Origin of the sequence: Propylenella binzhouense (genome assembly GCF_009866965.1) — a bacterium.
In the GTDB taxonomy this organism is placed as follows: Bacteria; Pseudomonadota; Alphaproteobacteria; order Rhizobiales; family Afifellaceae; genus Propylenella; species Propylenella binzhouense.
This window is the reverse complement of record NZ_SPKJ01000013.1, coordinates 1-12549: the sequence shown is the minus strand read 5'-3', so window position 1 is coordinate 12549 and position 12549 is coordinate 1. Positions and strand designations below refer to the sequence as shown.

9 protein-coding genes and 2 pseudogenes are annotated in these 12549 nt (G+C 66.6%); 5 read left to right on the top strand and 6 right to left on the bottom strand.

Features of this window, described 5'->3' with window-relative positions:
* Positions 1-107: 107 nt before the first annotated feature.
* Genes E4O86_RS06250 through E4O86_RS06240 form a run of 3 tightly spaced genes read left to right on the top strand, consistent with a single transcriptional unit; the run spans position 108 to position 4152 of the window.
* Positions 108-404 (top strand): FAD assembly factor SdhE, encoded by a 297-nt coding sequence (locus tag E4O86_RS06250; protein WP_161139664.1) that lies wholly within the window; start codon positions 108-110, stop codon positions 402-404.
* The gene (mfd, locus tag E4O86_RS06245; RefSeq protein ID WP_161139663.1) at positions 401-3919 is read left to right on the top strand and encodes a transcription-repair coupling factor; all 3519 of its coding nucleotides are present in this window, start codon (positions 401-403) and stop codon (positions 3917-3919) included. Before E4O86_RS06250 ends, mfd begins: the two co-directional genes overlap by 4 nt.
* 59 nt (positions 3920-3978) lie before the next feature.
* Complete coding sequence (locus E4O86_RS06240; protein ID WP_161139662.1) at positions 3979-4152, top strand: hypothetical protein; 174 nt, start codon at positions 3979-3981, stop codon at positions 4150-4152.
* A 101-nt stretch (positions 4153-4253) separates the two neighbouring features.
* On the opposite strand, the gene E4O86_RS06235 is transcribed toward E4O86_RS06240, so the two are convergent.
* From E4O86_RS06235 to E4O86_RS06215, 4 genes and pseudogenes are all read right to left on the bottom strand, one after another.
* Entirely contained in the window at positions 4254-4898 is a 645-nt protein-coding gene (locus E4O86_RS06235; RefSeq protein WP_161139661.1) for a hypothetical protein, read from the bottom strand.
* Between the two features lie 681 nt (positions 4899-5579).
* Positions 5580-5803: pseudogene (locus tag E4O86_RS06230) on the bottom strand (integrase core domain-containing protein); the annotation flags it as partial.
* Positions 5804-6696: 893 nt separating this feature from the next.
* Positions 6697-6984, bottom strand: a pseudogene (locus E4O86_RS06225) (integrase core domain-containing protein); the annotation flags it as partial.
* Positions 6985-7137: 153 nt separating this feature from the next.
* A complete protein-coding gene (locus E4O86_RS06215) occupies positions 7138-7839 on the bottom strand; it encodes a winged helix-turn-helix transcriptional regulator (protein WP_161139659.1) in 702 nt (233 codons plus the stop codon).
* Between the two features lie 152 nt (positions 7840-7991).
* Here E4O86_RS06215 and E4O86_RS06210 point away from each other — a divergent pair, with 152 nt between their 5' ends.
* The gene (locus tag E4O86_RS06210) at positions 7992-9425 is read left to right on the top strand and encodes an FAD-binding oxidoreductase (RefSeq protein ID WP_205520736.1); all 1434 of its coding nucleotides are present in this window, start codon (positions 7992-7994) and stop codon (positions 9423-9425) included.
* Between the two features lie 295 nt (positions 9426-9720).
* Here E4O86_RS06210 and E4O86_RS06205 read toward each other — a convergent pair whose 3' ends face one another.
* Together E4O86_RS06205 and E4O86_RS06200 are read right to left on the bottom strand one after the other, a co-directional pair.
* Positions 9721-10389, bottom strand: coding sequence for a DsbA family protein (locus E4O86_RS06205; protein WP_161139658.1), 669 nt, complete (start codon positions 10387-10389; stop codon positions 9721-9723).
* The gene (locus E4O86_RS06200) at positions 10386-12110 is read right to left on the bottom strand and encodes an extracellular solute-binding protein (RefSeq protein ID WP_161139723.1); all 1725 of its coding nucleotides are present in this window, start codon (positions 12108-12110) and stop codon (positions 10386-10388) included. The genes E4O86_RS06205 and E4O86_RS06200 overlap by 4 nt, the downstream gene beginning before the upstream one ends.
* Before the next feature lie 177 nt (positions 12111-12287).
* Between E4O86_RS06200 and E4O86_RS23140 the strand changes: the two genes are divergently transcribed.
* Positions 12288-12549: hypothetical protein (locus tag E4O86_RS23140; protein ID WP_205520735.1), on the top strand; the 262-nt coding region annotated here is incomplete at its 3' end.

The following is a 12549-nucleotide window of genomic DNA, read 5'->3' as shown; positions in this document are numbered from 1 at the left end:
GGGTGCGGGTCAAAGCGGCGGCGAGGCGGTCGGGATCGCAGGGGCCGTCGAGGGGTTCCACGCGCCTGCTTGACCGGGGCTGGCGCCGGCTCCTACATCCGGCGGCAATGACCGGCTCCACCCGCTCCAGCCACGATCTCGACCTGCGCCGCCGCCGCGCGCTCTATCGCGCCTGGCACAGGGGCACGCGCGAGATGGACCTCATTCTCGGGCGCTTCGCTGATGCGAGGATCGGCCGGCTCGACGAGGCGGAACTCGCCGAGTTCGAGATGATTCTCGACCTGCCGGACAACGCGCTCCTCGCCTGGATCATGGGCGCCGAGCCGGCGCCGGCGGAGCTCGCCGGTCCCGTATACGAGAGCATCCTTCGCTTCCAGGCCGGCATTGCGGGGCAGCCGCTATGAAGAAGAGCATCACCGGCAGCCCGGCGGCGCTTCTGAAGCAGCACGACCGGCTGATCGTCGGCGGCGTCCCGGACGGCTATGAGGGCCGCATCCTCGGCGACCTCGCCCGCTCGGAGGGCACGCTCGTCTACGTGGCGCCGGATGCGCGTCGTCTCGCGCTGACCGAGGAGGCGCTCGCCTTCTTCGCGCCGGACGTCTCCCTGATGACCTTCCCGGCCTGGGACTGCCTGCCCTACGACCGCGTCTCCCCCGCCCACGACGTCTCGGCGCGCCGCATCGGCGCGCTTCACGCGCTGGCGCTCGACGACTGGAGCAAGGCACCCCGGATCGTTCTCACGACCGCGAACGCGATCGTCCAGCGCGTGCTGCCGCGCGAAATCGTGAAGGGGCGGGCATGGCGCGCCAAGGCCGGCAGCGTGGCGCCCATGAAGGGGCTCGTCGGATGGCTGGAGGTCAACGGCTTCGACCGCACGGCGACCGTCCGCGAGATCGGGGAATATGCGGTCCGCGGCGGCATCGTGGACCTGTGGGCGGCCGGTTCGCCGGCGCCGATCCGCCTCGATTTCTTCGGCGACACGCTGGAGACGATCCGCCCCTTCGACCCGGCGAGCCAGCGCACGACCGGCCAGATCCCCCGCCTCGACCTCGTGCCGGCGAGCGAGGTGATCCTGACCGAGGAGACGATCAGCCGGTTCCGCCAGGCCTATCGCGATGCCTTCGGCGCCGTCACCGGCGGCGATCCGCTCTACGAGGCTGTCTCCGAAGGCCGCCGCTTCGCCGGCATGGAGCACTGGCTGCCGTTCTTCTACGAGCGGCTCGAGACGCTTCTCGACTATCTCCCGGACGTGCCGGTCGTGCTCGGCCATCTCGTCGACGAGGCGGTGAAGTCGCGCCTCGACCAGGTCGAGGACCATTACGCCGCGCGGAAGGAGGGGATCGCTCACGCGGCGGCCGCCGGCGGCGCGGTCCCCTACAAGCCGGTTCCGCCCGAGGCCCTCTATCTCGGCGGCGCGGGCTGGCGTTCGCTCCTCGCCGACCGTCGCCACGCCGTGCTCTCGCCCTTCGCCAAGCCCGAGGAGACCGGCGGGCTGACGATCGATCTCGACGGGCGTACCGGCCGGACCTTCGCGGCCGAGCGCGCGGCGGGCGACGTCAACGTCTTCGACGCGCTGGTGGAGCACATCGCCGCGCTCCGCAAGTCGAAGAAGCGCGTGATCCTCACGGCCTGGAGCGACGGCGCGCGCGACCGTCTCACGCAGGTCCTCCACGATCACGGGCTGGAGCGGCTCGTTGCGGTGGAGACGGCCGCAGAGGCGGAGGCGTTGCCGAACGGCGCGACCGCGCTCGCCGTGCTTCCGCTCGAGACCGGCTTCGAGACGCCCGATCTCGCCGTCATCGGCGACCAGGACGTGCTCGGCGACCGCCTCGTCCGCGCAGCGCGGAAGAGGAAGCGGGCGGCGGACGCGATCACCGAGGCGACCAGCCTCGCGGCTGGCGACCTGGTGGTCCACCTGGACCACGGCGTCGGCCGGTTTGTAGGCCTGAGGTCGATCGAGGCGGGAGGCGCGCCGCACGACTGCCTGGAGCTGCAATATGCCGGCGGCGACAAGCTCTTCCTCCCGGTCGAGAACATCGAGCTGCTCACCCGCTTCGGCCCGGAGGGCTCGGACGCCGATCTCGACAAGCTCGGCGGCGTCGGCTGGCAGAACCGCAAGGCGCGGCTCAAGAAGCGCATCCGCGAGATGGCCGATGCGCTCATCCGGACGGCGGCGATGCGGCTCACCCGGAAGGCGCCGGAGCTGCCGCCGCCCCACGGCGTCTACGACGAGTTCGCCGCCCGCTTCCCCTACGAGGAGACGGACGACCAGATGGCGGCGATCGATGCGACGCTCGACGATCTCGTCGCCGGCCGGCCGATGGACCGGCTCATCTGCGGCGATGTCGGCTTCGGCAAGACCGAGGTCGCGCTCCGCGCCGCCTTTGTCGCGGCGATGGACGGCAAGCAGGTCGCCGTCGTGGTGCCGACCACGCTGCTCGCGCGCCAGCACTTCCGCACCTTCCAGGAGCGCTTCCGCGGGCTGCCGGTGGTGGTCGAGCAGGCCTCGCGCCTCGTCGGCTCCGCCCAGCTCGCCAAGGTGAAGAAGGGGATCGCCGACGGCACCGTCGACATCGTGATCGGCACCCACGCGCTCCTCGGCAAGGGCATCGAGTTCCGCGATCTCGGCCTCCTCATCGTCGACGAGGAGCAGCATTTCGGCGTCAAGCACAAGGAGCGGCTGAAGGAGATCCGCGCCAACGTCCACGTGCTGACGCTGTCCGCGACGCCGATCCCGCGCACGCTGCAGCTCGCGCTCACCGGCGTGCGCGACCTCTCCATGATCGCCACCCCGCCGGTCGACCGGCTGGCGGTCAGGACCTTCGTCTCGCCCTTCGACCCGCTCACGATCCGCGAGGCGCTGCTCAGGGAGCGGGTGCGCGGCGGCCAGTCCTTCTACGTCGTGCCGCGCATCTCCGATCTCGCCGAGATCAAGGCGTTCCTCGACGCCGAGGTGCCGGAGGCGACGGTCGCCGTCGCGCACGGCCAGATGCCGCCCTCCGAGCTCGACCAGATCATGAACGCCTTCTACGACGGGCGGTACGACATCCTGCTCTCCACCACGATCGTGGAATCGGGCCTCGACATCCCGCGCGCGAACACGCTCGTCGTCCACCGCGCCGACATGTTCGGCCTCGCCCAGCTCTACCAGATCCGCGGCCGGATCGGGCGCTCCAAGACGCGCGGCTACGCGCTCTTCACGGTGCCGGCCGACAAGCGGCTGACGGAGATGGCCGAGCGGCGGCTGAAGGTGCTGCAATCGCTCGACACGCTCGGCGCGGGCTTCCAGCTCGCCAGCCACGACCTCGACCTCCGCGGCGCCGGCAACCTCCTGGGCGAGGAGCAGTCCGGCCATATCCGGGAGGTCGGCTTCGAGCTCTACCAGCAGATGCTCGAGGAGGCGGTGGCGAGCCTGAAGGCGGGCGGCGACGCGGAGGCGGGCGAGGAGCGCTGGTCGCCGCAGATCACGCTCGGCACCGCGATCATGATCCCGGAGGACTACGTGCCGGACCTGCAGCTCCGGATGAGCCTCTACCGCCGGCTCGCCGATCTGGAGAGCGCTGCCGAGATCGACGGCTTCGGCGCCGAGCTCATCGACCGCTTCGGCCCGCTGCCGGACGCGGTCGAGCATCTCCTCAAGGTGGTGTTCGTGAAGTCGCTCTGCCGGCGCGCCAATGTCGAGAAGCTCGACGCCGGGCCGAAGGGCGTCGTCGTCGCCTTCCGCAACAACGAGTTCGCCAATCCCGCCGGGCTCGTGCGCTATATCGGCGAGCAGGGCGCGATGGCGAAGATCCGCCCCGACCAGAAGGTCGTCTTCCAGCGCGACTGGCCGCGCGAGGACGACCGGCTGAAGGGAGCGGCGAGCATCATGACCCGGCTGGTCCGGATCGCCGAGGAGGCGGAGAAGAAGGCGGCGTGAGAAGGGCGCTCACGTGTCTCCTGCTGAGATCGCCGCACCTGGTTCGAGACCATCGACGAATGCAGGCGGTTCTCGACATCTGCCTGGAGGGCTACAATCAGGGCCGGCCGCGCCAGGGCGGCGGCATGAACGGCAGGATACCGGCCGTCGCCTTCATCGAGGGCCTGCCGAGTCCGCCACAGCAGAAGCAGGACAACCGAGCAGAAGGACGAACCGCCAAACAAGCCGCCTGAGCCCCGCTCACAGGAGCGGCACTGTCAACCGATTACGCTCTCTGTACAGGCATTCTGGTCCTGACTAAGTCATAGCCCAAGGGCGATTAATATTATCTCGGTCAGAACGGATCATCGGGAAAGGAATTATATTTTGTAATGTTAACAAATGCCGAAAAAATCCGATCTTCGTCGTCAGTAAACGGAATCCAAATGAATGATTTGTAAGACTTCCACCACGGTAACGCAGACTGGGACTCCGAAAATTTCATATGAATGCATCTATAATCGTTGTGACATATTAACCTGAACGACTGAATACCTGATATTCTGCCGCCACGTACATGCTGCAGCTTCTCATACTCAATGATAATACGCCAGGAGATCTCTCTTGGATTTCTCCGCCCATCGCAGTAGTTATCACCTCGGAAGTCTAGAAAGATCCCAAACGCCGGTCCTTCAAGTATGCTTACATCAATAATATCTCCTAATTGATGGCCGTCCTTGACGTAAGCCGATTCAAAAGACCGCAAAAAAATACAATCATTGTAGGTGTAATTCAGGATTCGTGACTCTGCGCCCCTCAGCTTTCTCCCAAGAAATCCTAACGTCTCTGTAACAGTTGGCCGATTCTGGGTGCTAAATCGGCCCGTCCCATCGCCATTTGTCTCAGGCATTTGAAAAAGAAAGTCGCTTTGCGACAACGCCGGGCTTGCGACAAAGTAAAGCGTTGTAAGCAGTATTACAAAACAACCTTTTAGCCGCATGATCCCCTCCTGTAATGCAAATTGATTATTTTAGTCGCGCAGTGACTCAACTCGTTCCAGATATGTCTGTCGATCAGTTAATCCACTTTGCCCCTTCCGCTGGTGAGCCGCTATCGGCATCGATTGGCTGCTGAAGGAATGGTTAGGGGCAGACCACCTCAGGGCGACAGTAGTTGTTTCTATCTAGACAGCCTGGCAACATTTGCCGGCATCGGTCAGACCACGCTTCACAGTAAACACATGAAGCGTTTTGAACGCGATCAAGCTGGAACAGCCGCGGTACGTGGGCTGGCGGTTTAATGCAAATTAGGCCTGCAACTAAGTTTAGAGTAGACGATCCGAATGCCGGAAACGGCATCAGCCCTAGAATGAGCATCGATAGGATGAGAGGTGTTCTGAAGCCGGCCGGCATGGTCTTGCTCCGGTTGATTGGAAGAGCTAAGATATGTCAATAGGGTCACATACGCAAGTCGCTCGGACGGCAGGAGAGCTCTTGTTGAAACACCCAAGCTGTAGATTCTGATCAGGTTACTCCGGCGGCAGCGTGCTCCAGTGGTCCGCGCCCGAGGGTAGGTATTCCGTCCCACTGTATGATGGGACAGAATCAGCGCCATCGACAAGGACGGGACCTGAGGCAGGTTCTTCACGGCTACGCCCGTATGACAAAGTGTTCTCTTTAGATTCTTGAGTGACGAATGACTTGAGTCTTGATTGGCCTGCGGCCTTGGTTTCGATAGCCAACGTGCGGGCCTTCGGTGTTGTAGACAAGCCAGAGATCGAGATCGGCCTGGAGGGGCCTCCACCGTCTCATAGAAGGTGTCGCGCATCTTCACCCGGAAGAACTCGTCGAAGACGGTGCCGTTGAAGCCCTCGACAAAGCCGTTGGTGCGGGGTGTGCGCACGCGCCTCCCGCTCCACCGATGCCGGAACGCGTCCCATAACAGCTTCCTCCCTTGCCCAAGCCTAGCACGGAAAGAAGCTTAAGAGGACATTGTAGATCGCCCTACGGCGCTGCTCCACTGGCCGACTTTGGCACCACATGAGGACATTTGTCCTGATCGATGTTCAGTTGTATAACGAATGATGACAGCGGGTGCGTCAGCACTCGGGGTCGGACATTGACATACTGTGCACAAGGTATTTCGGAGACGTTAGCCTATAAACCGATCAGAACACGCAAAAAGGGAGCATCGTCGATGAAGTCGAACTTGGAGAAAGCTAGCGACCTTTTCATTGCGCAAACACTCCTGGAAGACCAGTGCGCCAAAAATGAGCCACGACAGCTCCCGATTCTAGTGTTTTCACTGCTGGCCGCGCTATCAGCAGATGCGGTGTCTGCGAGTTGTGAGGACGAAGTCAGACAGGTGGACACCCTGTGCAACATGGAATGCCCGTGGGAGCAACCGGCGGGCGCCGTATGTCATGCCATGTGTAATTACATGTACAATATTCGCATCAACCAATGTGCCGATGGTAAGGAGCCTAGGGCAGTGGAAAGACAATGTCGGGCAAGTTGCTCTATAACATTTTCGCACTGTGTGGCGGTCACGACGACTGAGGCGCGCCACCGCTGTTATGCCGAGAATCGCGACTGTTGGGCTAATTGTGTTCAGTGATTGAGCGAACGGTTGACATAAGACTTAGCTGTTCTCCTAAGTTTCGTTCCGTTCCAGGCTTGGGTAAGGGAGGAAGCCGTTATGGGATGTGTTTCGGCATCGGTGGAGCGGGATATACAGACAGGGTAATTGCTTGACAGTGCCGTTTCTGTGAGCGGGGCTCAGGCGGCCTGTTTGACGGTTCATCTTTCTGCTGGGTTGTCCTCCTTCTGCTGTGGCGGGCTCGCCAGGCTGTCGATGAAGGCGCCGGCCGGTGTCCTGCCGTTCATGCCGCGGCCCTGGGGCGGCCGGCGCTGATGGTACTCCTCCAGGCAGGTGTCGAGAACCGCCTGCATTTCCTCGATGGTCTCGAACCAGGTGCGGCGCCCCTCGACGCGGAAGTGCTCGTCGAGCAGGGTGCGATGCAGCCGCTCGACGATGCCGTTCGACTGCGGCCGCTTGACCCGCGTGGTGCGGCCGTCGGTGTCCTGTCGGGCCCGCGATCGCGGCAAACGCGTCGGCAACGGTCTCCGGAGCCTGGGCGCCGACAAGGGCGTAGCGTTCGCCGGCGATGAAGGTCGGCACGCCGGTGACGCCGATCCGGCGGGCGAGCGCGATCTCCTCCTCGACGGCACCTGCCGGCGTCACGCCGTAGCGCGCTTCTTCTCCGCGGCGAAGGGGCTGAGGCCGAGCCAGGCCTCCACGCTGCCGGCGAGCGCGCGGTCCCCCGTCAGCGACAGCTTGCGCGCCGCGAGCGCCTCCCTGAGCGGGGTGAGCCCCATCCAGATCATCGTCATCGTCCGCAGGTCGGTCGCCACGTAGAGATCCACGTCGAAGCCCGGATCGACCGAGCAGACGTCGATCTCTGCCTCCGGCTGCACGACGAGCCAGTAGGTGCGGCGGTTCGCCGGCTGGTCGGAATAGATGAACTCGATCACGGAACGGCGCCTCGGCAGGGGTGCCGGCTCGAGATTGCGCCGCATGTCCCACATCAGCAGGTCCGGGTCGAGGTTCTTCAGCGAGGCCTCGGTCTCGACCCAGCGCTGCCCCCAGAAGCCGATCGTCTCGATCACCGGCCGGAGATCCAGACCCGCCTGGGTGAGATGGTACTGGACGAGGCCCGGTTCCCCGGACGAGGCGGTGCGCCGGACGATGCCCGCCTCCTCGAGATCCCTCAGGCGCTTGGAGAGGAGCGCCGGCGACATCCGGGGAAGGCCGCGGCGGATCTCGTTGAAGCGCGTCGAGCCGGAGACGAGCTCCCGGACGAGCAGGACCGTCCAGCGGCTGCAGAGGATCTCGGCAGCCATCGCCACCGGACAGAACTGTCCGTAGCTCTCGCGAACCATGCGTCCGGCCTCGCTCGGAATTCATCGGTGTCGTGCAACGAACTATAGTTCAGTTTCTGTACCGCCGCGATTCAGTTCCTGAACTGGCGCCGTTCCTCCCGCCGGCGAATATCCGGGCCGGTTCTCAAGCCAGTTCTCAAGGAGGAACCGCGATGAGCGTGATAGCAATGAACACGGAGAAGCCTGGCCGCGACCACGGCGAGGCGGTGCGAGCGCTGGCGGAACGCCTGGCGGGCTCCGCCCACCTGCCGGGCGCCCCCGCCTATGGCGAGGCCTGCCGGATCTGGAACGCGATGATCGAGCGCCGGCCCGCCCTGGTCGTGCGGCCGAGGGACGACGGCGAGATCGCGGAGGCGATCGCCTTTGCGCGCCGCACCGGGCTGCCGCTCTCGGTCCGCGGCGGCGGACACAACGTCGCCGGCGCGGCGCTCTGCGACGGCGGCGTGACGATCGACATGAGCACCCGCCGCGCGGTCGCGGTCGATCCGGCCGCCATGGAGGTCCGCGTCGAGGCGGGCGCGACGTGGAAGGATGTCGACACCGCAACCCAGCAATACGGGCTGGTGGTGCCGAGCGGCATCATCTCGGCGACCGGCGTGGCCGGCCTGACCCTGGGCGCAGGTTTCGGCTGGACGTCGCGCCGGTTCGGCTTCACGGCCGACAATCTCGTCACCGCAGACGTGGTCACCGCCGACGGCAGATCGGTGCGGGCGAGCGCTGAGGAGCATTCGGACCTCTTCTGGGCGCTTCGCGGCGGCGGCGGCAATTTCGGCGTGGTGACGTCGTTCACGTTCCGGGCCCACCGGCACGGCCCGCAGGCGCTCTGCGGAATGGTCGTGCATCCCTTCGAGCGCGCCGATGCCGTCATGCGGCTCTATCGCGCGATCACGGCCGAGGCTCCGGACGAGCTCACCTGCCTGCTGATCCTGCGGAAGGCGCCGCCGGCGCCCTTCATCCCGGCGGAGCTTCACGGCAAGCCGATCGCGGCGATCGCGGCGCACTGGACCGGCGATCCGGCCGAGGGGGCGGCGGCGATGGCAAGGCTCAAGGCCTTCGGCCCGCCGGCCGCCGATACGATCGCACCCAAGGACTTCGTGGCGTTCCAGAGCTTCCTCGACGGCGGACAGCCCTTCGGCCGCCGCTACTACTGGAAGTCGAACGAAGCGGGCGCGATGGCGGACGGTCTGATGGCGGTTCTGCGCGAAAGCGCGGCCGCCAATCCTTCGCCGCACTCGGCGATCCTCGTCATGCATCTCGGCGGCGCCCCCGCCCGCACGGCGCCGGACACGAACGCGGTCGGCATCCGCGCCGCACAATATGGCGTGGTCGTGCAGGGGGCGTGGGAGGAGGGCGCGGAAGACGACCTCCATATCGGCTGGGTGCGGCGTGCGTTCGAGGCGACGAAGCCGTTCGGCTCGGGGGCGGCCTATGTCAACTTCCTGACGGAGGAAGAGGCGCCGGGGCGCATCCGCGCAGCCTATGGCGAGGCGCTCTACCGGCGGCTCCGGGCGATCAAGACCGCCTACGACCCGGAGAACCTCTTCCGCGGCAATCTGAACATCCCTCCGCTCGCGCCCGGCGAATGAGGCCGCCCGTCAGGGCCCGGCGGGGCGCGTCACGTCGAGGGCGTCTCGCCGCCATTTTCCGTCGTCGTCGCCGGACTTGATCCGGCGATCCGGAAGAAGGTCGCGGGCCCGAACGGGAGGCCGATGGCTGCCCGGGTCGAGCCCGGGCATGACGACAGAGCAAGCGGCACGGGGCCGGAGCGGAACAGGCAGCCCGGTGCCGGAGCAGAACAAGCAGCCCGGGCAGGACGACAGAACAAGCGGAGGCGCCGCAGGCCGATAGCGTCAGGGTGGGACGCCGCGGCGGGCCGCTCCGTCACGGCGCGGAATCGGCGTCCTGACGGGCCGCGATCGCGGCAAGCGCCTCGGCGAGGGCCTCCGGAGCCTGGGCGCCGACAAGGGCGTAGCGCTCGCCGGCGATGAAGGTCGGCACGCCGGTGACGCCGATCCGGCGGGCGAGCGCGATCTCCTCCTCGACGCGGGCACAATCGGCGTCGGAAGCGAGGAGATCGGCGATTTCGGCGGCGTCCATGCCGCAGGCGCCGGCGATGCCGGCGAGGACGGACCGGTCGCCGACGTCGCGGCCCTCGACGAAATAGGCGTGGAAGAGTGCGTCGACGACCGCCTCCTGCACGCCGGCGCCGAGCGCCCAGCGGGACAGCCTGTGCGCGTCGAGCGTGTTCGGCGAGACCGCGATCGCCTCGAAGCGGAAGGCGATCCCTTCCGCGGCGCCGAGCGCGGCGAGGTCGCGATGCATCGCCTCGACGCGGGCGGGATCGCGGAACTTCTCCGCGAGATAGGCCGCGCGGCTCTTCCCCTCCGGCGGGATGGTCGGGTCGAGCTGATAGGGCCGCCAGCGCACGGTCACCACGAGCGGGGCGGCGAGGGCGAGCGCCTTCTCCAGGCGCTTCTTGCCGAGATAGCACCACGGGCAGACGACGTCCGACACGACGTCGAGGGCAAGCGCCCGGACGGCTTCCGTCACTTTCCGGCCTCCTTCGCCCACCAGGTCGTCGGTTCCGGCCCGTAGAGGGACGGCTTGGCGGGATGATCCACCCGCGCCCAGCGCGCCGTCCAGTCCTCCGGCGCGTGGAAGAGCGGCAACACATAGAAGCCCGAGATCAGCGCGCGGTCGAGGGCGCGCACGGCGGCGACGAATTCCGGCCGGTCCTTGGCGGCCACCAGCGCATCGAGCATGGCGTCGACCGCCGGGTTCTCGACGCCGGCATAGTTGAAGCTCCCCTCGCTCCGCGCCGCCTGCGACGACCAGCGGAAGCGCTGCTCGTTGCCGGGCGAGAGCGAGGACGGATAGGTCCACTGGATGAGGTCGAAATCGAACGACTTCAGGCGCTCCCAATATTGCGCGGCGTCGACCTGCCGGACCGAGAGCTCGATGCCGAGGAGCCGCAGCGTGCGCTGGAAGGCGAGGGCCAGCCGCTCCTGGTCGCGCGAGAGCACGAGCATCTCGAAGCGGAGCGGGCTGCCGGTGGCGGCTTCCACCATGCGGCCGTCGCGGATCTCCCAGCCGGCCGCGGCGAGGAGATCGAGCCCCTTGCGGAGATTGCCGCGGTCGTGGCCGGAGCCGTCGCCCGCCGGCGGCGCATAGGTGCCGTCCATCACCTCGGGGCGGACATAGCCGGCATAGGGCGCGAGCAATGCGCGCTCCCGCGCGCCGGCCGGCCGGCCGATCGCGGACAGCTCGGAACCCTCGAAGAAGCTCGCCGTCCGCCGGTAGAGGTCATGATAGAGGTTGCGGTTGATCCACTCGAAGTCGAACAGGTAGGTCAGCGCCTCGCGGACCTTCGGATCGGCGAAAGGCTGCCGGCGCGTGTTGAAGACGAAGCCGGTCATCGGCTGGGGGATGCCGGTCTCGAACTTCTCGAGCTTCACGCGCCCGTCGCGCGCGGCCGGAAAGTCGTAGCCGGTCGCCCAGCGATTCGGGTCGCTCTCGTCGAGCATGTCGAAAAGGCCCTTCTTGAAGGCCTCGAAATAGGAGTTCGCGTCGCGGAAGTACTCGATGCGGATCTCGTCGAAATTGTCGAAGCCCCGCTTCACCGGGAGATCCTTGCCCCAATAGGCGGGATCGCGCTTCAGCGTGACGCGGGTGCCGGGTTCGACCCTGCCGACGACATAGGGGCCCGAGCCGGGCGGGACGGAGAAGCCGGACCTGTCGAACGTATCCGGATCGGTCGCGTGCCTGGGGAAAACGGGGAACATGCCGAGGAGGAGCGGGAGCTCGCGGCTCGCACCCTCGGCGAGCGTGAAGCGGATGCCGTGCTCGCCGACGAGATCGATCCGCGTCACCGAATCGGCCCAGGAGCGGAAGTTCGGCCGCCCCTTCTTCGCCAGGAGCTCGAAGGAGAAGCGGACGTCCTCCGGTGTCACGGGCGTGCCGTCGGAGAAGCGCGCCTTCGGGTTCAGCGTGAACGCCACCCAGGAGCGGTCGTCCGGCGTCTCGACCGCCTCGGCGAGCAGGCCGTAGAGCGAGAAGGCCTCGTCCTTGTTGCGCGCGAGCAGGCTCTCCCAGACATTGTTGCCCCAGGTGAGGTCCCAGAGGCCGCGCGGTGCGGTGCCGCGGACGATGAACGGGTTGAGGCTGTCGAAGGTGCCGACGGCGGCGAGGCCGAGCCGCCCGCCCTTGGGCGCCTCGGGATCGGCATAGGGCAGGTGGGCGAAATCCGCGGGAAGCGCCAGATCGCCGTGCATCGCGATGCCGTGCGCCGGCGCGGCCAAGGCGGTGCCCGGGCCGAGGATCGCGATGAGGGCGGCGGCTATCGTCTGCCGCCAGCGGCGGCCTGGTGCCAATCGCACGTGCGCTCTCGTCCTTGCTGCTTCCTGCCGGGAACCGAATCCGGGTTAGCGTGAAACTGGAACTGTCCGCAAATGAAGGCTATGGAATGGCTGAAGTTCGCCGGCCCAGCTCTCGCCGCAATTTGCGGCGAGGAGCCGGGCGGATTTGAGGCCGCGTCCGCCGCAAGGGCCGAGCGGGCCAGCGAGAGGGTTCTCCTGATGTCTTTGATCCAGCAGTCAGCCAGCACGCGTAACGCCGCATGCCGCGCTGCCCTCGCCGCGCTCCTCGTCGCGGCGGGCTCCGGTGCCGCGTTGGCGCAGGGCGCGCCCGCGGCGGGCGCCGCCGCTCCGGCGG